Below are 21,935 nucleotides of genomic sequence, written 5' to 3' on the forward strand. Positions count from 1 at the left end.
AGTGCTATAAGAATGTGTCGGCTGCGTTGAACATTTCTCCAGCGTGGGGGTGAAAAGAGCCAAAGATCGCAGCCTGCGGCAGCTCCCGCAGGGCAATTCGAACAATGTAGGAGCTGCCGAAGGCTGCGATCTTTAAGGCTTAGCGCAGCTTTATGGTGACCGACTGCAGTGGCTTGCCATCGCGGTCATGATAATTGATCAAAATATGATCACTCTCGACCAGCATATGCGCAAAGTTGTCCTGGCTGATCACCTCGCTGGTCAATTCGTGCACATAGTCACCCGCCGCGGTGCGCGCCAGCGGTTGATCGAGGACAAACGTCGACGCCTTGGCATACGGCAGCAGTTTGCTGTTGCACAGCGGCGAAGACACCACGGTGTGGATTGCGAAATCGGCATCCTCGCTATGGCTCAGGCGCGCAGTCAGCGAGCCGTGGACATCGCCGGAAATGATCACGACATTGCTGATTTTGTGCGTGCGCACGGTTTCCAGCAGGCGCAGTCGTTGCTCGGCAAAGCCCTGCCAGCCATCGTCGCCATTGGCTTGGCGATCCGGGAAAAACATCACGCTGGTCACCACAAACTTGACCCGCGCCGTGCTGTTGATCAGCCATTGGCACAAGGCCAGTTCCTGAGCTTCATCGAGGATGCGCCGCTCATTGTTCGACAGATCGCGTCGGGTGCGCGTGTCGGTCACAAACCATTCGATATCGGCTTCGCTGAATGGGTACCAGTAATGCTCCAGTGAAGCATGATCAAGTTGTCCGTTAGTTGTCAGTGCATAAGCCGGGCTATGGCTTGCCTGGTATAAATTGTATGCCGCCATGGCGTTGCGATATAACTTGTCGTCAGCCGGTTCGGCATTCGCTGGCCAATTGTCTTCAATCTCGTGGTCGTCAAGTATCATGTAAGTTGATGTGCCGGACATCAGGCGTTTTATGCCCGGTTGTGAAAAGGCCGCGCGGTATTTAATGAGGATGTCTTTATAACTGCGATCGGGACCGATCCGGTTCAGGTCATCGACATAAATCTGGTCGCCGCTCATGATGGTTGCGCTGATCGGCGGTTGCTGGCCTTCGATCAATTGGTTGATGGACGTAAAGATCCGATCCCCCAGCAATGGCAATACCGGCACGCCTGCTGTCAGGCGCAGATAGCGACAGGAGCCGAGAATATAGGCGCGTGGCCGCAACGGCTCGCTGCTGCGAGTACGCAAGCGATAAATTTCCCGCGGCCATTGCAGCGGCAGTTCCGCGACGCTGTCCACGGTATGTACCGGGCTCATCGGGCTGAACCAGCCGGTTTGAAATTCATACTCGGTGTCTTCCAGCAAATCATTCAGGATGAACACTTCGCACATATCGCCTAATTCACCCAGTTTGCTAAACAGGGCGGTTGACCATAGTTGTGAATTGCTCGGACGATAACGCAAGCCGGCAAACACTTGCAGGTTCTTTTGATATTCGCCACGAACCAGGATGCGCGCGTGGTTAGTTGTGGTGTGGCCAATAATCGGGCCGATAACGGGTTTTAACATATTCGAATCCATTCGAAAGAGTAAGGCGAAGTGCATGCATTGCTAAAAAGTCGATGCGCTGACTTTGTTGTCGCAAGACTAGTTGCCGACAGAATAAAAAGATCGCTGTGAAGTGGACTCAGGTCGTAGCCGATGTCAGCGGGTTTTGTGGGAAAAGTACCGGTTTATAAATTTCAGGCAAAAAAAAGCCCCGCCAAACTGACGGGGTTGAGGTACGAGCGTGTGGCGCTCGAAAACGTGAAGCACAAGCGGCCCTCCGTTGCCGGAGGGCCGCCTGGGATTACAGCAGGATGGTGCGAATGTCCGCCAGCAGGCTGCCCAGACGCTGGGTGAAGCGTGCGGCAGCGGCGCCGTTGATCACACGGTGATCGTAGGACAACGACAGCGGCAGCATCAGTTTCGGCTGGAAGGCTTTGCCGTCCCAGACTGGCTGGATGGTTGCCTTGGAAACACCGAGTATCGCCACTTCCGGCGCGTTGACGATCGGCGTGAAGCCGGTGCCGCCAATGTGGCCGAGGCTGGAAATGGTGAAGCAGGCGCCTTGCATGTCGTCAGCAGTCAGCTTCTTGTCGCGGGCTTTGGCGGCCAGCGCAGCGGCTTCGGCTGCCAGTTGCAACAGGCTCTTCTGGTCGACGTTCTTGATGACCGGTACCAGCAGGCCATCCGGGGTGTCGACGGCGAAGCCGATGTTGATGTACTTCTTGCGGATGATCGCTTTGCCGCTTGGTGCCAGCGAACTGTTGAAGTCCGGCAGCTCCTTGAGCATGTGCGCGCACGACTTGAGCAGCAGCGGCAGGATGGTCAGCTTGACGCCGGCCTTCTCTGCAACGGCTTTCTGCGCGACGCGGAAGGCTTCCAGCTCGGTGATATCAGCCGAATCGAACTGAGTCACGTGCGGGATGTTCAGCCAGCTGCGGTGCAGGCTCGACGCGCCGATCTGCATCAGGCGAGTCATCGGCACTTCTTCGATTTCGCCGAAACGGCTGAAGTCGACGACCGGAATCGGCGGGATGCCCGCGCCACCGGTTGCGCCAGCAGCGGCCGGTGCTTCCTTGGCCTTCTGCATCATCGCTTTGACGTAAACCTGCACGTCTTCTTTCAGGATACGACCGTGCGGGCCACTGGCGCCGACAGCATTCAGCTCGACGCCGAACTCGCGAGCCAGTTGACGCACGGCAGGGCCGGCGTGAACTTTCGCGCCTGGCTTGGCCGGGGCGGCTGGAGCGGCAGCAGGTGCAGGCGCAGCGGCAGCCGGAGCAGCAGCGGCAGGAGCACTTGGAGCAGCGGCGGCAGCTGGAGCCGGGGCAGCAGCAGGCGCCGCGCCTTTGACTTTCAGCTTGAGAATCAGATCGCCGGTACCGACTTCGTCATCCAGCTTGATGGAAACGCTTTCCACCACGCCAGCGGCAGGCGATGGAATTTCCATGCTCGCCTTGTCGGATTCCAGCGTGATCAGCGACTGGTCGGCTTCAACGGTGTCGCCAGCCTTGACCAACACTTCGATGATCTTGGCTTTGCCAGCCGAACCGATGTCCGGAACGTGGATGTCCTGAACGCTGTCGGCAACCGGTGCCGCTGGCGCGGCTGCCGGAGCAGGCGCAGCAGCAGCGGCCGGTGCAGCAGCCTGGGCCGGAGCGGCTGCAGCAGGGGCCGCAGCACCCGCCACTTCCAGATCCAGAATCAGGTCGCCAGTGCCGACTTCATCGTTGAGCTTGACGCTGATGGCCTTGACCACGCCAGCGGCAGGCGACGGGATTTCCATGCTCGCCTTGTCGGATTCCAGGGTGATCAGCGATTGATCAGCTTCGACGGTGTCGCCGACCTTGACCTGAATCTCGATGATCTGCGCCTTGCCCGACGAACCGATGTCCGGCACGTGCACTTGCTGAACCGAAGCGGCAGCAGGGGCAGCGGCTGGCGCGGCAGCAGCAGGAGCGGCGGCCGGTTTTTCTTCAGCCTTTTTAGCCGGTGCAGCAGCAGGAGCAGGGGCCGCTTCAGCGGCGCCCTCGACTTCCAGCTCAAGCAGTTCGTCGCCTTCTTTCAGACGGTCGCCCAGCTTCACTTTCAGGCTCTTGATGACGCCGGCTTTCGGGGCCGGCACTTCCATGCTGGCCTTGTCCGATTCCAGGGTCAGGATGCTCTGGTCGGCTTCGATACGGTCGCCGACCTTCACAAACAGTTCAATTACTTCACCTTCACCGCTGCCGATGTCAGGTACGCGAATGAGTTCGCTCACAAAATGTCTCCTCAGCAGTCCAGTGGGTTGCGTTTTTCCGGGTCGATGCCGAACTTGGTGATGGCTTCAGCCACAACCTTAGGTTCGATATCACCACGGTCAGCCAGTGCTTCCAGGGCTGCCAACACCACGAAATGACGGTCAACTTCGAAGAAATGACGCAGTTTTTTGCGGCTGTCGCTGCGGCCAAAACCGTCGGTGCCGAGGACTTTGAATTCCTTGGACGGTACCCACTGACGGATCTGCTCGGCGAACAGTTTCATGTAGTCGGTGGAGGCGATGACCGGACCTTTACGGCCGTTCAGGCACTCTTCGACATAGCTCAGCTTAGGCTTCTGGCCCGGCTTCAGACGGTTGCTGCGCTCTACAGCGAGGCCGTCGCGACGCAGTTCGTTGAAGCTGGTAACGCTCCACACGTCAGCGCCAACGTTGAACTCTTCACGCAGAATCTTCGCCGCTTCACGGACTTCACGCAGGATGGTGCCGGAGCCCATCAGCTGTACGTGGTGCGCCGCATCGCGGGTGTCTTCTTCGAGCAGGTACATGCCTTTCTTGATGCCTTCTTCGGCACCGGCCGGCATGGCTGGCTGCTGGTACGACTCGTTCATCACGGTGATGTAGTAGAAGATGTCCTGTTGCTCTTCGGTCATCTTCTTCATGCCGTCCTGAATGATCACCGCCAGCTCGTAGCCGTAGGTTGGATCGTAGGTGCGGCAGTTCGGGATGGTCGCGGCCAGCAGGTGGCTATGACCGTCTTCGTGTTGCAGACCTTCACCGTTCAGGGTGGTACGGCCGGCGGTGCCGCCGATCAGGAAGCCACGGGTACGGCTGTCGCCGGCAGCCCAGGCCAGGTCGCCAATACGCTGGAAGCCGAACATCGAGTAGAAGATGTAGAACGGCAGCATCGGCTGGTTGTGGCTGGAGTACGAAGTACCGGCAGCGATGAAGGAACTCATGGCGCCCGCTTCGTTGATGCCTTCTTCAAGGATCTGACCTTTCTGGTCTTCCTTGTAGAACATCACCTGGTCTTTATCGACTGGCTCGTAGAGCTGGCCGACGGAGGAGTAGATGCCGAGCTGACGGAACATGCCTTCCATACCGAAGGTACGGGCTTCGTCCGGGATGATCGGAACGATGCGCGGGCCGATTTCCTTGTCCTTGACCAGTTGCGCGAGGATTCGCACGAAAGCCATGGTGGTGGAAATTTCACGGTCTCCGGAGCCATCAAGGATTGCCTTGAGGGTGTCCAGGTCCGGAGTCGGCACGCTGAAGCTTTGTGCGCGGCGCTGAGGCACGAAACCGCCCAGTGCAGTGCGACGCTCGCTGAGGTAGCGGGCTTCGGCGCTGTTTGGCTCTGGCTTGAAGAACGGCAGGTTCTCCAGCTCTTCGTCCTTGACCGGGATGTCGAAGCGATCGCGGAACAACTTCAGGCTGTCGACATCGACTTTCTTGGTGTTGTGCGCAGTGTTTTTCGCTTCGCCGGCACCGGTGCCATAACCTTTGATGGTCTTGGCGAGGATGACGGTTGGTTGTTCTTTGTGGTTGACCGCTTCGTGGTACGCCGCATAGACCTTGTACGGGTCGTGGCCGCCACGGTTGAGTTTCCAGATCTCGTCGTCGGACAGATCAGCAACCATCGCCTTGAGTTCTGGCGAGTTGAAGAAGTGCTCGCGAACGAACGCGCCGTCTTTGGCTTTGTAGTTCTGGTACTCGCCGTCGATGACTTCGTCCATGCGACGTTGCAGGATGCCGTCGACGTCTTTGGCCAACAGTGGGTCCCAGAAACGGCCCCAGATGACTTTGGTCACGTTCCACTGAGCACCGCGGAACACGCCTTCGAGTTCCTGGATGATCTTGCCGTTGCCGCGAACCGGGCCGTCGAGGCGCTGCAGGTTGCAGTTGATGACGAAGATCAGGTTGTCGAGCTTCTCGCGGCCGGCCAGGGAGATTGCGCCCAGGGATTCCGGCTCGTCGCACTCGCCGTCGCCCAGGAAGCACCAGACTTTCTGTTTGCCCGGCTGGATGAAACCGCGGTGTTCCAGGTACTTCATGAAGCGTGCCTGGTAGATCGCTTGAATCGGACCCAGACCCATCGATACGGTCGGGAACTGCCAGAAGTCAGGCATCAGCCAAGGGTGCGGGTAGGACGACAGGCCCTGACCGTCGACTTCCTGGCGGAAGTTGTTCATCTGGTCTTCGGTGATGCGGCCTTCCATGAACGCACGGGCGTAAACGCCTGGCGAGGTGTGGCCCTGGAAGTAGATCAGGTCGCCGCCGTGTTCGTCGGTCGGGGCCTGGAAGAAGTAGTTGAAGCCGATGTCATACAGGGTCGCACTGGAAGCGAAGCTGGAGATGTGACCACCGAGGTCAGAATCTTTCAGGTTCGTACGCATTACCATGGCCATCGCGTTCCAGCGTACCAGCGAGCGAATGCGGCGTTCCATGAACAGGTCGCCAGGCATGCGTGCTTCGTGGGTTACCGGGATGGTGTTGCGGTAAGGCGTGGTGATGGCGTAAGGGAGCTGCGAACCGCTGCGGGTCGCGAGTTCACCCATACGGGTCATCAGATAGTGAGCACGGTCTTCGCCTTCTTTGTCGAGAACCGATTCCAGGGCGTCCAGCCATTCCTGGGTTTCGACGGGATCGAGGTCTTGCATGGCTTGCTCCAGGGCGGAAAGGCTTCCAGAATCGGTTGCCTGAGTTTGCGACTGGCCTTGTGGGCAGACGATTTAAAATTCTTGGATTGCCGACAGGTTGTTCCGGCGGCGTGTAGTTTTACTACAAATCTTCCGGCATTTCAGCCTTTCGGATGTATAGACGAGTAGTAAAACTACAGATGAAAGGCTTGTGGCCTCCGACTGCGTTGTGAGAATAATCGTTAAGGTTGGTCAATTACCATCCGTAAAAGGTGAAACTTTGATGCTGGGTGCTAAAGAAGACGAAATTTCGGCTATTTCTAACTTTTGTTCGACAGTCCTTCACGTAGCGGGTTTTCACCATTCACTACAAGCGGCCATTTACACGCCGATCAAGGATAGACCATGACCCTGCCCGTGCTTGCCGAACTGCCTGCCATTCTCCTGCCGTTGGTCACTCGATCCGAGCAGTCGTTCCGTACGGCCGTCGCCGAGCTTGAAGACGATCACGGCTTCGCGAGCTGGACGCCAGAGCGCTGGGCGCAGTTCGCCCGCGTCACCGCCGCCAGCGAGTTTGTCATTGAACAGAGCGTTCGTGACCCTTTGATGTTGCTTGCGCTGGTGCAGTCCGGCGAACTCGACCGACCGTTCGCACCGGGTGAATTGTGTGCGCAGATTTCCGCTGCGGTGAACGCGGCACAGACCGAAGACGAACTCGGTCGCGCCCTGCGTCGTCAACGTGCGCGCCATCAAGTGCGGATCATTTGGCGTGATCTCAACCGTCAGGCCGATCTGGTGCAGACCTGCCGCGACCTCTCGGACATGGCCGACGCCACCATCGACCAAGCTTATCAATGGTTGTACAGCCGCCATTGCGAGCAATTCGGTACGCCGACCGGCCGCCGCAGCGGTGAGCCGCAGCAAATGGTCATCCTCGGTATGGGCAAGCTCGGCGCTGTCGAGTTGAACCTGTCTTCGGACATCGACCTGATCTTCGCTTACCCCGAGGGCGGCGAAACGGTGGGCGTGAAGCGCTCGCTGGATAATCAGGAATTCTTTATTCGCCTCGGTCAGCGTCTGATCAAGGCGCTGGATCCGATGACGGTCGACGGCTTTGTGTTCCGCGTCGACATGCGCCTGCGCCCGTACGGTTCGTCCGGTGCGCTGGTGTTGAGCTTCAACGCGCTGGAGCAGTATTACCAGGATCAGGGCCGCGACTGGGAACGCTACGCGATGATCAAGGCGCGGGTGGTGGCCGGCGATCAGGTCGCGGGCGCGCAGTTGCTCGACATGCTGCGGCCGTTTGTTTATCGGCGTTATCTGGACTTCTCGGCGATCGAAGCGCTGCGCACCATGAAGCAGCTGATCCAGCAGGAAGTGCGGCGCAAGGGCATGGCCGACAATATCAAGCTGGGCTCCGGCGGGATTCGTGAGGTCGAGTTTATCGCTCAGGCTTTTCAGTTGATCCACGGTGGCCGCGACTTGAGCTTGCAGCAACGTCCTCTATTAAAGGTGTTGAGCACGCTGGAAGGGCAGGGTTATTTGCCGCCGGCGGTGATCAGCGAGTTGCGCGAAGGTTACGAGTTTCTGCGTTACACCGAGCATGCGATCCAGGCGATTGCCGACCGTCAAACGCAAATGCTGCCGGACGGCGCGCAGGATCAGGCGCGCATTGCCTTTATGCTCGGTTTTGCCGATTGGGAGGCTTTCCACGAAAAACTGATGTTCTGGCGCGGCCGCGTCGCCTGGCACTTTGCGCAGGTGATCGCTGATCCCGACGAAGAAGAAGGCGCCGAAAGTGAAGTGGTGGTCGGCGGTGAATGGCTGCCGTTGTGGGAAGAAACCCAAGATGAAGAGGCTGCGTGTCGCCAGCTCGAAGAGGGTGGTTTTGCCGATGCAAGCAAGGCCCTGAAAGCATTGGCCGGTTTGCGTGGCAGTCCGCAATTGCGGGCGATGCAGCGATTGGGACGCGAGCGTCTCGATGCGTTCATTCCGCGTCTGTTGGCGCAAGCCGTTGAACATGCCAACCCGGATCTGGTGCTTGAACGCGTACTGCCGTTGATTGAAGCGGTTGCACGGCGTTCGGCTTATCTGGTCTTGCTGACGGAAAACCCCAGCGCCCTGCGACGCTTGCTGACGCTGTGCGCAGCGAGCCCATGGATCGCTGAACAGATCACCCGTTTCCCGCTGCTGCTTGATGAGCTGCTCAACGAAGGTCGTCTGTTCAAGCCACCCTTGGCGCCGGAACTGGCGGCTGAATTGCGTGAGCGCCTGACGCGAATCCCGGAAGACGACCTCGAACAACAAATGGAAGCCCTGCGTCATTTCAAACTGGCTCACCGCTTGCGTGTCGCCGCTTCGGAAATCGCCGGCAGCCTGCCGCTGATGAAAGTCAGCGATTACCTGACGTGGCTGGCGGAAGCGATTCTTGAACAAGTGCTGGCCCTGGCCTGGCGCCAGACCGTGGCCAAACACGGCACACCGCTGCGCACTGATGGCACCTTGTGCGATCCCGGCTTCATCATTGTCGGTTACGGGAAAGTCGGCGGGCTGGAACTCGGGCATGGTTCGGATCTGGATCTGGTGTTTATCCACGACGGCGATCCGCAGGCGGAAACCGATGGCGCCAAGCCGATTGATGGCGCGCAATTTTTTACCCGGCTGGGGCAGCGGATCATTCACTTGCTGACGGCGCAGACCAACTCGGGTCAGCTCTATGAAGTGGACATGCGTTTGCGGCCATCCGGTGCTTCGGGGTTGTTGGTGAGTTCGCTGGGGGCTTTTGCCCGCTATCAGGAAAATGAAGCGTGGACGTGGGAGCATCAGGCCTTGGTGCGCGCGCGGGTGCTGGTCGGCAGTCAGGATGTGGGGCAGGCGTTCGAGAAGGTTCGCGCGCAGGTGTTGGGCAAGGCGCGGGATCTGGCCAAGTTGCAACAGGAAGTCAGCGAGATGCGCGCGAAGATGCGCGACAACCTCGGCACCAAGAGCACAGCGGCCGGCACAGCGGCGAATGCCTTCGACGCCACGGCGCCGTTCGACCTCAAGCAGGACGCCGGAGGTATCGTCGATATTGAATTTATGGTGCAATACGCGGCTCTGGCGTGGTCGCACAGCCACCCGCCATTGCTGCGCTGGACCGATAACATCCGCATCACGGAAGAGCTGGAACACGAAGGGCTGATGCCTGCCGAAGATGCCAGCCTGTTGCGCGAGGCCTATAAAGCCTACCGCTCCGCCGCTCACCGGCAGGCCTTGCAGAAGGACGCCGGCGTCATTGCGGGAGACCAGTTTGCTGAGGAACGCCGACAGGTTTTGCGAATCTGGAAGGAGATGGGGCTAAGCTGAAGCCAGTTTATGCAGCACCCAATACCCTGTGGGAGCGAGCTTGCTCGCGAAGGCAGAGTGTCAGACGACGATAATGTTGAATGTGCTGGCCCCTTCGCGAGCAGGCTCGCTCCCACAGTGATCTGCGGTGAATCGCAGATGTTGGAACAGATGCAAAACCCTGTGGGAGCGGGCTTGCTCGCGAAGACGGCGTGTCAGGCAACATTAATTTCGGATGTGCCGGCGCCTTCGCGAGCAGGCTCGCTCCCACAGTGATCTGCGGTGAATCGCAGATGTTGGAACAGATGCAAAACCCTGTGGGAGCGGGCTTGCTCGCGAAGACGGCGTGTCAGGCAACATTAATTTCGGATGTGCCGGCGCCTTCGCGAGCAGGCTCGCTCCCACAGTGATCTGCGGTGAATCGCAGATGTTGGAACAGATGCAAAACCCTGTGGGAGCGGGCTTGCTCGCGAAGACGGCGTGTCAGGCAACATTAATTTCGGATGTGCCGGCGCCTTCGCGAGCAGGCTCGCTCCCACAGTGATCTGCGGTGAATCGCAGATGTTGGAACAGATGCAAAACCCTGTGGGAGTGAGCCTGCTCGCGAAGACGGAGTATCAGACGACGATAATGTTGAATGTGAAGACCCCATCGCGAGCAGGCTCGCTCCCACAGTAGATCTACAGTGTTTGTAGAGTTCTCGAGGCGGGGAGGCGTAAATGCCTCCCCGGTTCGTTTTTGGAAACCATATGAATATTCTGATCGTTGGGCCCAGTTGGGTCGGTGACATGGTGATGGCGCAGACACTGTTTCAGTGTCTCAAACAGCGCCACCCGCAATGCGAAATCGACGTGCTGGCCCCCGAGTGGAGCCGGCCGATCCTTGAGCGCATGCCCGAAGTGCGCAAGGCCTTGAGCTTTCCGCTCGGCCACGGCGCGCTGGAATTGGCGACGCGTCGGCGCATCGGCAAATCCCTGCGCGGCCAGTACGATCAGGCGATCCTGCTGCCGAACTCGCTGAAGTCGGCGCTGGTGCCGTTTTTTGCAGGCATCCCGAAACGCACTGGCTGGCGCGGCGAATTCCGCTACGGCCTGCTCAACGATGTGCGCACCCTCGACAAAGAGCGCTATCCGCTGATGATCGAGCGTTTCATGGCTTTGGCCTATGAAGCGAACGCCGAGCTGCCGAAACCTTATCCACGCCCAAGCCTGCAAATCGACCCGGTCACCCGCGAAGCCGCGTTGGCCAAGTTCGGTTTGAGCCTCGATCGTCCGGTATTGGCCCTGTGCCCCGGCGCCGAGTTCGGCGAGTCCAAGCGCTGGCCGTCCGAGCACTACGCCAAAGTCGCCGAAGCGCGTATTCGCGAAGGCTGGCAGGTGTGGCTGTTCGGCTCGAAAAACGATCACGCGGTCGGCGAAGACATCCGCGCTCGGCTGATCCCTGGCCTGCGCGAAGAATCGGTCAACCTCAGCGGCGGCACCTCGCTGGCTGAAGCCATCGACCTGATGTCCTGCGCCGACTCGGTGGTCTCCAACGACTCCGGCCTGATGCACGTCGCCGCTGCGCTGAACCGTCCATTGGTCGCCGTCTACGGCTCGACTTCGCCGGGCTTCACTCCGCCGCTGGCCGAGCATGTCGAAGTGGTGCGTCTGGGCCTGGAATGCAGCCCGTGTTTCGACCGTACCTGCCGTTTCGGCCATTACAACTGCCTGCGCCAGCTGATGCCGGACGCGGTCAACGATGCCTTGCAGAAATTGCAGGGCTCTGTGGTCGAGGTTCATTAAGTTGCGGGTACTGTTGATCAAAACTTCATCGCTGGGCGACGTGATTCATGCGTTGCCGGCGCTGACCGACGCCGCCCGGGCCATTCCCGGAATCAAATTCGACTGGGTGGTGGAAGAAGGCTTCGCCGAGATTCCGACCTGGCATCCGGCCGTTGGCAAAGTGATTCCGGTGGCGATCCGCCGCTGGCGCAAAAACCTTTGGAAAACCATCACCAGCGGTGAGTGGAAACGCTTCAAGCAAAGCGTGCGCACGAACAAATACGACTTGGTGATCGACGCCCAAGGCCTGCTGAAAAGTGCCTGGCTGACCCGTTACGTCAAAGCGCCGGTGGCCGGACTCGACAAAGGTTCGGCCCGCGAGCCGGTGGCCGCGCGTTTCTACGACCGCAAACTGGCAGTGGCCCGTGGGCAACACGCCGTCGAACGCGTGCGCCAACTGTTCGCCATCGCCCTCGGTTACGACCTGCCAAAAGGCCTGGGCGACTACGGCCTCAACGTCGAGCGTCTGGTCGAACTGCCACGCAAAAACGCCTTCGTAGTGTTCCTGCACGGCACCACCTGGGACACCAAACACTGGCCGGAAGCCTACTGGCGCGAACTGACCGAGCGTGTCGGTTACCTCGGCGTCGGCATCAAACTGCCGTGGGGCAATCCGCAGGAGAAGGCCCGCGCCGAGCGCATCGCCGCCGGTTTCAAACACGCCGAAGTGCTGCCGAAACTCAATCTGGCCGGCGTCGGCAAAGTCCTCGCCGGCGCGCAAGCCTGCGTCGCGGTGGACACCGGTCTCGGCCACTTGGCCGCGGCGCTGGACGTGCCGACCATCTCTCTGTTCGGTCCGACCAACCCGGGCCTGACCGGCGCCTACGGCAAGCTGCAGATACACTTGGCCAGCGACTTCCCGTGCGCGCCGTGCCTGCAAAAGAAATGTACCTATCAACCGACCGCGCAGGATGCCCGTCAGTTTGACCTGAAGCGTGAACAGCCGCTGTGCTTCACGCGTCTGAACCCCGAGCGTGTCGCCAGCCGACTGAGCACGTTGTTAATGGCTGAGGAGCTGCGCTGATGCAATTGGCATTCGTCCTGTACAAATATTTCCCGTTCGGCGGCTTGCAGCGCGATTTCATGCGCATCGCCCTCGAATGCCAGCAGCGCGGTCATCAGATCCGCGTCTACACGCTGATCTGGGAAGGCGAGGTGCCACCCGGTTTCGAAGTGCTGGTGGCGCCGGTCAAGGCGTTCTTCAATCATCGTCGCAACGAAAAACTCAGTGCGTGGATGGCAGCGGATCTGGCCAAGCGCCCGGTCGATCGTCTGATCGGCTTCAACAAGATGCCGGGGCTGGACGTTTATTACGCCGCCGACGGCTGCTTCGAAGACAAGGCGCAGAACCTGCGCAATTCGCTGTACCGCCGCTGGGGCCGCTATCGCCACTTCGCCGAGTACGAGCGCGCGGTGTTCGCCAAAGACGCGAAGACCGAAGTGCTGATGATTTCCGAAGTGCAGCAGCCGCTGTTCATCAAGCATTACGACACGCCGCTTGAGCGTTTCCATTTGCTGCCACCGGGCATCGCGCAGGATCGCCGACGTCCGGCAGATGCTGACGAAATCCGCGCCGGTTTCCGCGCCGAATTCAATCTGAAGGACGACGAATTGCTGCTGGTGCAGATCGGTTCCGGCTTCAAGACCAAGGGCGTTGATCGCAGCCTCAAAGCATTGGCGGCATTGCCCGCCGAGCTGAAGAAACGCACCCGGCTGTTTGTAATCGGCCAGGATGACCCCAAATTATTCCAGATGCAGAGTGCGACCTTGGGTTTGGGCGATAACGTGACGTTCCTGAAAGGGCGCAGCGATATCCCGCGTTTCCTGCTCGGCGCCGACCTGTTGATTCACCCGGCGTACAACGAAAACACCGGTACCGTGTTGCTTGAAGCGCTGGTCGCCGGTTTGCCGGTGCTGGTCAGCGCGGTCTGCGGTTACGCCCACTACATCGCCGAGGCCGACGCCGGGCGAGTGCTGGACGAGCCGTTCGATCAGGCGCAGCTGACGCAATACCTGACTGACATGTTGAAAGACGACGCTGCACGCGCGGCCTGGAGCCGCAATGGTCTGGCCTTCGCCGAGACGGCCGACCTCTACAGCATGCCGCAGCACGCGGCCGATGTGATTCTGGCGGAGCACGCTTAATGAAGTTGATGCTGGCTGAACCGTTCAAGAGCCTTTGGGCCGGACGCGACCCGTTCGCCGAAGTCGAAGGCTTGCAGGGCGAGGTATACCGCGAGCTGGAAGCACGCCGGACACTGCGCACGGAAGTCGACGGCAACGGATTTTTCGTGAAGATCCACCGTGGCATTGGCTGGGGCGAGATTTTCAAGAACCTGCTGACCGCGAAGCTGCCGGTACTCGGCGCGGGTCAGGAGTGGCAAGCCATCCAGCGTCTGCAGGAAGTCGGCGTGCCGACCATGACCGCCGTCGCCTACGGCGAGAAGGGCAGCAACCCGGCGGATCAGCACTCGTTCATCGTCACCGAAGAGCTGGCGCCGACCGTCAGCCTTGAAGACTTCAGCATTGACTGGGTCAAGCAGCCGCCGGAGCCAACGCTCAAGCGCGCGCTGATCGCTGAAGTCGCGCGCATGACCGGGATGATGCACCGCGCCGGGGTCAATCACCGCGACTGCTACATCTGCCACTTCCTGCTGCACACCGACAAACCGGTGACGCCGCAAGACTTCAAGCTCTCGGTGATCGACCTGCACCGTGCGCAGACCCGCGTGAAAATCACGCAGCGCTGGCGCAACAAGGATTTGGCCGCGCTGTACTTTTCCGCGCTGGACATCGGCCTGACCCGTCGCGACAAGCTGCGCTTCCTCAAGGGCTATTTCCAGCAACCGCTGCGGCAGATTCTTGCCGAAGAAGCGCCGTTGCTGAGCTGGCTGGAAGGCAAGGCCAACAAACTCTATGCGCGTAAACAGCGTTACGGGGATGCGCTCTGATGGCGGGTTGGATTCTGGAGCCGCAATACAGTGAACTCGCCGAAGATTTTGGCAGCCTCGAAGCGGTGTTCGCCCTGCAAGGCGAGCGGCTGACCCGCGATCCGCTGTCGGAAGTCATCCGCGTCGAGCGCAACGGCGTCAACTATTACGTCAAACGCTACGTCGGCGCCGGTAAGGGCTTGCGCCGTTACCTCGGCAAGCCGCGGGTGAAGATGGAATGGCAGAACCTCAAACGCTTCGCCAAGTGGGGCATTCCCACCGCTGAAGTGGTGGCCTGGGGCCTGGAACGACGCGGTGCGGCGTACGACCGTGGAGCGATGATCACCCGCGAACTGCCGCGCACCGAAGACCTCTCGGCGCTGGCCGAGCGCAACGATCCGAAACTCAAGGATCGTGCCTGGGTCGACGGCGTCAGTCGGCAACTGGCCGCTTACACGCGGACCATGCACGACCATCGCTTCACTCATAACGATCTGAAGTGGCGCAACCTGCTGATCGACGATCAGGCGCGACTGTTTCTGATCGACTGCCCGAACGGCGATTTCTGGCGCGGTTTCTGGCTCAAGTACCGCATCACCAAGGACCTGGCCTGCCTCGACAAGGTTGCCAAATATCACCTGTCGAACACCCAGCGCCTGCGCTTCTATCTGCAATACCGTGGGCGTGATCGCCTGAATACCGCTGACAAGAAGCGCATTCGCCACGTGGTGAGATTTTTCGAGGGACGCGAATGACTGATTTCCTGGCCGCTGAAGACCGTGCGCTGTTTGAGCGCAACGACCTCGGCACCTTCGACGCCCTGTGGGCCAAACAGCTCGAAGCGGTGGATGAACCGAACACCGACGGTGGCGGCTGGAGTAGCGTGTTTCGCCTTGAGCTGGAAGGGCATGCCTACTACCTCAAGCGCCAGAGCAACTACCTGACCCGCACGTTGCATGCGCCGTTCGGCGAGCCAAGTTTTGCCCGTGAATTTCGTAACATCAGTCGCTACAACACGTTGGGGATTCCGGCGTTGCAAGCGGCATTCTTCGGGCAGCGCAAGGTCGACGGCGAAGTCCGCGCGATCCTGCTGACCCGTGCCCTCGATGGCTGGGACGATCTCGATTCGTTGTTGCAGCGCTGGTCGGAACTGACTGCCACGCAGCAATCGGCGATTCTCAAGGCCTGCGGACAACTGGCGCGGCTGCTGCACGGTCTGCGTCAGGTGCACGGCTGCTTTTACCCCAAACATATTTTCTTGCAGACCGATGGCGCTGAGTATCGGGCGCAGTTGATCGACTTGGAGAAAACCCGGCCATTGCTGTGGGGCATGCGCGATCGGGTCAAGGATCTGGAACCACTGGTGCGCCGCGCGCCGCAATGGAGCGAGGCGCAACTGCGTGAGCTGCTCGCGGCCTATGTCGATCAGGCGACCGACAGTTCACTGGTCGACGCTTGGGTTACGCGCCTGACCGCGCGGCGCAGTCGCAAGGAGACTCGCTGATGCAGTTGTCCGACCTGAAAAACGCCGGGCGCACGCCAAGTCTGCCGCTGACGATTTCCCTCGCCGATGCCGCCGGGCCTGCCGATTTGCAGTTGCTGAGTCTGCTGCGGGTGTTGCCGGGGCAGCGTTATGTCGGTGCCGGCGTGTGGCGCGGGCGGCCGGTACTGGCGAAATTGCTGGTCGGCAGCAAAGCGGCGCGGCATTTTCAGCGTGAACTCAATGGCGTAAAGCTGCTCGCTGCACAAGGCCTGACCACACCGTTGCTGCTGGCTGATGGCTTGCAGGACGGCGAGGGCGGCTGGCTGCTGTTCGAATTCCTCGAAGACGCCGAGAGTCTCGGTGATGCCTGGAATCAGGTCGAGTCGCTGCCGATGCTGGCGGATGAACAATCGGCGGTACTGGCCGAGGCACTGGGCGCGATTGCTCAGTTGCACAGTAAAGGCCTGTGGCAGGAAGACCTGCATCTGGACAATCTGCTGCGCCACGATGGTCAGTTGCATGTGATCGACGGCGCGGGCATCGGCGCAGAAACCGCTGGCCAGCCGTTGTCGCGGCAGAAAGTTCTGGAAAATCTCGGGGTGTTTTTCGCCCAGTTGCCCAAGGCGCTGGAGCCGTTCACCGAAGAATTGCTGGTGTATTACCTGCTGAGCAACGGCGAACACGCGTTGCCGCTGGAACAGTTGCAGAAGCAGATCGCCAAGGTGCGTGCCTGGCGTCTGCGCGATTACCTGATCAAAGTCGGGCGTGAGTGCACGTTGTTTGCCGTGCAGCGCGGTGCTTTCGCGTTGCGCGCTATTCGTCGCGAGGAAGCAGCGGCAATGCTGCCCGTGCTGGAGCAGGCCGATGCACTGCTCGATCAAGGCCATTTGTACAAGACCGGTGGCGCGGCGAGTGTTGGCAAGGTCGATGTGGCCGGGCGCACGCTGGTGATCAAACGCTACAACATCAAGAATTTTGCCCATTGGCTCAAGCGCTTCTGGCGCCCAAGCCGCGCGTGGCATTCGTGGCGTGAAGGCAATCGTCTGGCGTTCCTCGGCATCGCCACGCCGAAACCGCTGGCGGTACTGGAGAAGCGTTTTCTGTGGCTGCGCAGTCGTGCCTATCTGGTCACCGAATTCCTGCCGGGGCCAGACATCATCGAGCGTTTTGCGCCGTATGTTGAAAGCGGCGAAGCGCCGGAATCCGAATTGCAGGCGCTGGATCAGTTGTTCGCAAGGTTGATCGCCGAGCGCATCAGTCATGGCGACTTCAAGGGTCATAACCTGTTCTGGCAGGACGATCGCTGGGCGCTGATCGATCTGGACTCGATGTGTCAGCACGGCTCCCTCGGTAGCTTCGCCCCGGCCTACGTCCGCGATCGTGCGCGGTTCATGCGTAACTGGCCAGAGAGCAGCGCGTTGTATCAGGTGATTGATCAGCGGTTGCCCAAAGACATCTCCGGCGCTGCCTGAATCCATTCGCCAGCAGGCTGGCTCCCACATTGGAAATACGTTCCCCTGTAGGAGCCAGCCTGCTGGCGATGAGATCCGCTCAAGCACTGTAATTCCCACGGGGGAAACGGTGCACAAACCCCACTGACTTCTCCTACAGCTTCTACAGAAGCCATGAACTGTGCCGCGTCCAGCCCCGATGCTAGTTTGCCTGACGACTTCGGAGGGCAACGCTTGATGATCAACAAGGCTGCAACACTGGCTGTTTTTTCATGGGTTTTATCGGGTTGCGGCAGTGCCCTGACCGTGCTGCAGGACGACGCCGACGTTGCCCGCGACATGCGCAAGCAAAAAACCTACTGCCAATCCATTCCGCGCATCTACAGCGGGCTGGCCTATGACTTCTGCGTATTGAACGCGCCTCCCGACCCGTCGGGCTTCCTGGTGCCTTTCGTGTTGCTGGACCTGCCGCTGTCCGGGGTTTTCGACACTGTCTCGCTGCCGTACACGCTTTATCGGCAGATCGAAGATGGCAATCTGAATATTTACTGGCGTTCAGGTGGTTACTGAGGTTACGAGCGGCTTTTCACCGAGCCGTTCACCCTGGGGCAATTCGCACAGGGTCATTCCCACCATGTTTACGCTATAATCCCGCCCTTTAGCTGTCTCTCGCCCGGTGCGAGGGCACATCAATTTTCAAGGCGCATCGCGCCTGCATGCAGACTAAAGAGGCTAGACCCCTGTGGCATTGACGATTCTTGGCCTGTCCGGCGCCCTTAGCCATGATCCCTCAGCAGCCTTGTACATTGACGGCAAGCTGGTGGCGGCGGCTGAAGAAGAGCGCTTCGTACGCGATAAACATGCAAAGAACCGCATGCCCTACGAATCGGCGAAGTTCTGCCTGGAGCAGGCTGGCATCAAGCCGTCCGACGTCGACGTGGTAGCGATTCCGTTCGCGCCGATCAGCCTGTTCGGCGAGGCTCGCTGGCACTACGCCAAGCGTTACTGGTACGCCCCGGATCGCGCCCTCGATGCGATCCTGATGGGCAACCGTCGCTACAAGCGCTATCGCAACAAGATCGTCTGGTGCCTTGAGCAACTGGGTTTCGATCCGAAAAAGATCAAGATCGAACCGGTCGAGCACCACTTGGCTCACGCCTCCAGCGCCTACCACTGCTCGGGTTTCAAAGAGAAAACCGCGATCCTCGGCATCGACGGCAAGGGTGAGTACGCCACGACCTTCTTCGGTTATGGCGAAAACGGCAAGATCCACAAGATCAAGGAATTCTTCGATCCGGACTCCCTCGGCGGCCTGTACGGCGCGATCACCGAGTTCCTCGGTTTCGAGATGCTCGACGGCGAGTTCAAGGTCATGGGCATGGCGCCGTACGGCGACGCCAGCAAATATGACTTCTCGCGTCTGGCCTCGTTCGAGAACGGCGAACTGGTGATCAACACCGACTACGCCAACGTGATCGGCCTGCGTCGCTACAAAGAGAAGGGCAAGGGCTTCTACTTCTCGCCGAAGCTGATCGAATGGCTGGGGCCGAAACGCGAAGGCGACATCGCTGACGAACCGTACATCCACTACGCCGCGAGCATGCAAGCGCTGTTCGAGAAGATCTCGCTGCAGATGATCGACCACTACCTGGGCGACATCCTCAAGGAAACCGGCAAGCTCGCGTTCGCTGGCGGCTGTGCGTTGAACGTCAAGCTGAACCAGAAAATCATCGCCCGCGATGACGTCAAAGAGCTGTTCGTACAGCCGGCGTCCGGCGATGCCGGCACCGCTGTTGGCGCTGCCGCTTACGTGTCGCACGCCCGTGGCGTGCCGGTCGAGAAGATGGAACACGTCTACCTCGGCCCGTCGTACAGCAACGAAGACGTGATCGCCGCGTGCGCCCGTCACGAGAACAAGCCAACCTGGCGCAAGCTCGACAACATGCCGGAGCAGATCGCCAAGATCATGGTCGATGGCAACCCGGTGGCCTGGTTCCAGGGCCGCATGGAGTTCGGTCCGCGCGCATTGGGTGGTCGTTCGATCATCGGTTGCCCGAGCATTGCCGGTGTGGCTGACCGCATCAACCACCAGATCAAGTTCCGCGAGCGCTGGAGGCCTTTCTGCCCGTCGATGCTCGACACCGTTGCGCCACAGATGATCAAGATCGATCACCCGGCGCCGTTCATGACCTTCACCTTCGAAGTGTCGGACGAGTGGAAAACCCGCGTACCGGAAGTCGTCCATGAAGACGGCACTTCCCGTGCCCAGGTGCTCAAGCGCGAATACAACCCGCGCTACTACGACATGATGAAAGCGCTCGAAGTCCTCACCGGCAACGGCGTGTCGCTGAACACCTCGCTCAACCGTCGTGGCGAACCGATGATCTGCTCGCCGACTGACGCGCTGAACATGTTCTTCGGCTCCGATCTGCAGTACCTGATCATGGAAGACATTCTGGTGGTCAAAGAGGGCGCAAACGCTTATGACTCGCTCGGCTGAACGCCATGTGCTGCAGTTCTGTCACGGCTATGACGGGCCGTTCCTCGACTGCGCACGGCAGTACGCCAGCCTGTTCGCGGGCACCGGTTATCGGGTGACCACGGTCTTTCTGACCGGGGCCGCTGATAGCGAGGTGGCTGCGGCGTGTGCCTCCGATGAAGTGTTGTTCATGGAATACAGCTCCAAGGCCATTCGTGGCCTGAAGCTGGGCGCAATCGGCGATCTGCGCAAGATCGCCGCTTCACGCAATTTCAGTTTCTGCATCGCCCATCGCTTCAAGCCGATCTACATCGCCTTGCTCGGCACTTCGCTGCCGGTGATTGGCGTGCACCACGCGTTTGAGGATTACAAACGCGGTACGCGCAAGCTGTTCGCGCACATTTTCCGCAAGCGCCTGAGCCTGCTTGGCGTGTCCGATGCGGTGCGCGACGACATGCGTCGTTGCCTGCCGAAGTGGCCGCAAGAGCGGATTCAGACGCTGTATAACCGGATCGATGTGCAGGCTTTGCAGTTCAGCCAGGTGTCGGCCCGTGAAGCCCGCGAGACCCTCGGTCTGGCGGCGGATGCATGGATTGTCGGCAACGTCGGTCGGCTGCATCCGGACAAGGATCAGGCAACCTTGCTGCACGGTTTTGCGGCGGCGTTGCCGGGTTTGCCGGGTAACAGTCAACTGGTAATTCTGGGCAAGGGCCGTCTCGAACAGGATCTCAAAGAGCTGGCGCGCGAGCTGGGTATCGGCGATCGCGTGCTGTTCCTCGGTCAGGTGCCGGACGCGCGCAATTACTTCCGCGCCTTTGATGTCTTTGCACTGAGTTCCGATCATGAGCCGTTTGGCATGGTTCTGCTGGAGGCCATGGCCGCCGGCGTGCCACTGCTTGCCACGGCGTGCGGTGGGGCCAAAGAAGTGGTCGAAGGCGTGGGTATTCTGTTCCCGCTGGGCGATGCCCAACACCTTGCGCAAGGCCTGCAACATCTGGCCGGAATGGATGATCAGCAGCGCCTGCAGTGCGCCGAAATGATGCTTGATCGCCTGCGTGAGCGTTTCTCCGACCGCGCGGTGCGCGACACCTTCTGGCATCTGCCGCAAGTTACCGATCTGGCACCGAGGGGCTGATGCTCAACCGATTTCAAGGCTGGCGTGAACGTGGCTGGTCGCCTGTCGACGCCTCGACCTATGCAACCGCCTGGCAGCGTTTTGGCGGCAGCGTCGCGACTCACCCGTTGGTGGTCGAGCGTCTGGCTTATCTCGCCGGCATCCCTGTGCGCTATCTGGCCTGGGAGCGACAGGGCGAGATCAAAGCGGCAATCCCGACCTGGGGCCGCGATCTGGCGCTGTCCAAGGATGTGCTCAAGCGCAACGGCAAAAAAGGCCTGTTCGATCTCGGCAACGCCGAGTTGATCCTGCCGGCCGCTGCCGATGCTCAGGCGCCGCTGCGCCATCGCGCACGCTATTTGTCTGCCCTCAACGAAAGCCGTTTCAGCGGCATGAAGTTGCAGACCGAACAACTGGCCATGGCCCGTACCCCGGAAGAACTGTCGAAGAAGTTTCGCTACAACCAGCGCCGCGAATTGCGTCTGCTCGAAGAGGCGGGCGGCGTGGTGCGTGCAGTCAGCGAGTTCTCCAGCGCCGAACTGGCCGCCATCTACTGCGATCTGTTTCAGCGCCGTTGGGGTTTCCCGGCCACAGGCGCGGCACGCATGGCAGAAGTCGTCGAACTGTTGCGCGAGCTGTTGATCGGCTCGGTGATCTTCCTCAACGATGCTCCGATCGCGATTCAACTGGTGTACCGCGTCGAGGCGTCGGAGTGGATCAGCGTCGAATACATCAATGGCGGCGTCGACCCTGAAACCCGCGAATTCAGCCCCGGCAGCGTATTGAGCTTCCTCAACACGCAAAGCGCCTGGGAACACGCGCGAGCGCTGGACAAACCGTTGCGCTTTTCCTTCGGTCGCGCCGACCGTGAATACAAGGATCGCTGGTGCAATCCTGTGCCGGTGTTCACCGTATGAGCCAG

15 protein-coding genes are annotated in these 21,935 nt (G+C 60.1%); 12 read left to right on the forward strand and 3 right to left on the reverse strand.

What is annotated here, in order from left to right; translation table 11 throughout:
- Nucleotides 1–139: 139 nt before the first annotated feature.
- From C2E19_RS03470 to aceE, 3 genes are all read right to left on the reverse strand, one after another.
- Complete coding sequence (locus C2E19_RS03470; RefSeq protein WP_129396083.1) at nt 140–1,537, reverse strand: alkaline phosphatase D family protein; 1,398 nt, start codon at nt 1,535–1,537, stop codon at nt 140–142.
- Between the two features lie 280 nt (nt 1,538–1,817).
- Nucleotides 1,818–3,773: a dihydrolipoyllysine-residue acetyltransferase gene (gene aceF / locus C2E19_RS03475; protein WP_129388124.1), complete on the reverse strand. Its 1,956-nt coding sequence runs from the start codon at nt 3,771–3,773 to the stop codon at nt 1,818–1,820.
- Nucleotides 3,774–3,784: 11 nt separating this feature from the next.
- Nucleotides 3,785–6,430, reverse strand: coding sequence for a pyruvate dehydrogenase (acetyl-transferring), homodimeric type (aceE, locus tag C2E19_RS03480; RefSeq protein ID WP_129388127.1), 2,646 nt, complete (start codon nt 6,428–6,430; stop codon nt 3,785–3,787).
- A 384-nt stretch (nt 6,431–6,814) separates the two neighbouring features.
- Here aceE and glnE point away from each other — a divergent pair, with 384 nt between their 5' ends.
- From glnE to C2E19_RS03545, 12 genes are all read left to right on the forward strand, one after another.
- Nucleotides 6,815–9,754 carry a bifunctional [glutamate--ammonia ligase]-adenylyl-L-tyrosine phosphorylase/[glutamate--ammonia-ligase] adenylyltransferase gene (gene glnE, locus C2E19_RS03485; RefSeq protein WP_129388130.1) on the forward strand — a complete coding sequence of 980 codons (2,940 nt, stop codon included), beginning with the start codon at nt 6,815–6,817 and terminating at the stop codon, nt 9,752–9,754.
- A 728-nt stretch (nt 9,755–10,482) separates the two neighbouring features.
- On the forward strand, nt 10,483–11,517 hold the full coding sequence (gene waaF / locus C2E19_RS03495) for a lipopolysaccharide heptosyltransferase II (protein WP_129388133.1): 1,035 nt from the start codon (nt 10,483–10,485) through the stop codon (nt 11,515–11,517).
- A gap of 1 nt (nt 11,518) precedes the next feature.
- Nucleotides 11,519–12,580 carry a lipopolysaccharide heptosyltransferase I gene (gene waaC, locus C2E19_RS03500; protein WP_129388136.1) on the forward strand — a complete coding sequence of 354 codons (1,062 nt, stop codon included), beginning with the start codon at nt 11,519–11,521 and terminating at the stop codon, nt 12,578–12,580.
- Nucleotides 12,580–13,701 carry a glycosyltransferase family 4 protein gene (locus tag C2E19_RS03505; protein WP_129388139.1) on the forward strand — a complete coding sequence of 374 codons (1,122 nt, stop codon included), beginning with the start codon at nt 12,580–12,582 and terminating at the stop codon, nt 13,699–13,701. The genes waaC and C2E19_RS03505 overlap by 1 nt, the downstream gene beginning before the upstream one ends.
- Complete coding sequence (rfaP, locus tag C2E19_RS03510) at nt 13,701–14,507, forward strand: lipopolysaccharide core heptose(I) kinase RfaP (RefSeq protein WP_129388142.1); 807 nt, start codon at nt 13,701–13,703, stop codon at nt 14,505–14,507. Before C2E19_RS03505 ends, rfaP begins: the two co-directional genes overlap by 1 nt.
- Nucleotides 14,507–15,241: a lipopolysaccharide kinase InaA family protein gene (locus C2E19_RS03515; RefSeq protein WP_129388144.1), complete on the forward strand. Its 735-nt coding sequence runs from the start codon at nt 14,507–14,509 to the stop codon at nt 15,239–15,241. The genes rfaP and C2E19_RS03515 overlap by 1 nt, the downstream gene beginning before the upstream one ends.
- The gene (locus tag C2E19_RS03520; RefSeq protein WP_129388147.1) at nt 15,238–15,990 is read left to right on the forward strand and encodes a lipopolysaccharide kinase InaA family protein; all 753 of its coding nucleotides are present in this window, start codon (nt 15,238–15,240) and stop codon (nt 15,988–15,990) included. The genes C2E19_RS03515 and C2E19_RS03520 overlap by 4 nt, the downstream gene beginning before the upstream one ends.
- Entirely contained in the window at nt 15,990–17,441 is a 1,452-nt protein-coding gene (locus tag C2E19_RS03525) for a lipopolysaccharide kinase InaA family protein (protein ID WP_129388150.1), read from the forward strand. Before C2E19_RS03520 ends, C2E19_RS03525 begins: the two co-directional genes overlap by 1 nt.
- A gap of 216 nt (nt 17,442–17,657) precedes the next feature.
- Nucleotides 17,658–17,990 carry a YceK/YidQ family lipoprotein gene (locus C2E19_RS03530; RefSeq protein WP_174823958.1) on the forward strand — a complete coding sequence of 111 codons (333 nt, stop codon included), beginning with the start codon at nt 17,658–17,660 and terminating at the stop codon, nt 17,988–17,990.
- 172 nt (nt 17,991–18,162) lie between these two features.
- A complete protein-coding gene (locus C2E19_RS03535; protein WP_129388156.1) occupies nt 18,163–19,920 on the forward strand; it encodes a carbamoyltransferase in 1,758 nt (585 codons plus the stop codon).
- Nucleotides 19,904–21,034 carry a glycosyltransferase gene (locus tag C2E19_RS03540; protein ID WP_129388168.1) on the forward strand — a complete coding sequence of 377 codons (1,131 nt, stop codon included), beginning with the start codon at nt 19,904–19,906 and terminating at the stop codon, nt 21,032–21,034. Before C2E19_RS03535 ends, C2E19_RS03540 begins: the two co-directional genes overlap by 17 nt.
- Nucleotides 21,034–21,930, forward strand: a complete 897-nt coding sequence (locus tag C2E19_RS03545) for an antimicrobial resistance protein Mig-14 (RefSeq protein ID WP_129388171.1) — start codon at nt 21,034–21,036, stop codon at nt 21,928–21,930. Before C2E19_RS03540 ends, C2E19_RS03545 begins: the two co-directional genes overlap by 1 nt.
- The last annotated feature ends 5 nt before the right edge of the window (nt 21,931–21,935 follow it).

Source organism: Pseudomonas sp. DTU12.3 (genome assembly GCF_004124275.1).
In the GTDB taxonomy this organism is placed as follows: domain Bacteria; phylum Pseudomonadota; class Gammaproteobacteria; order Pseudomonadales; family Pseudomonadaceae; genus Aquipseudomonas; species Aquipseudomonas helmanticensis.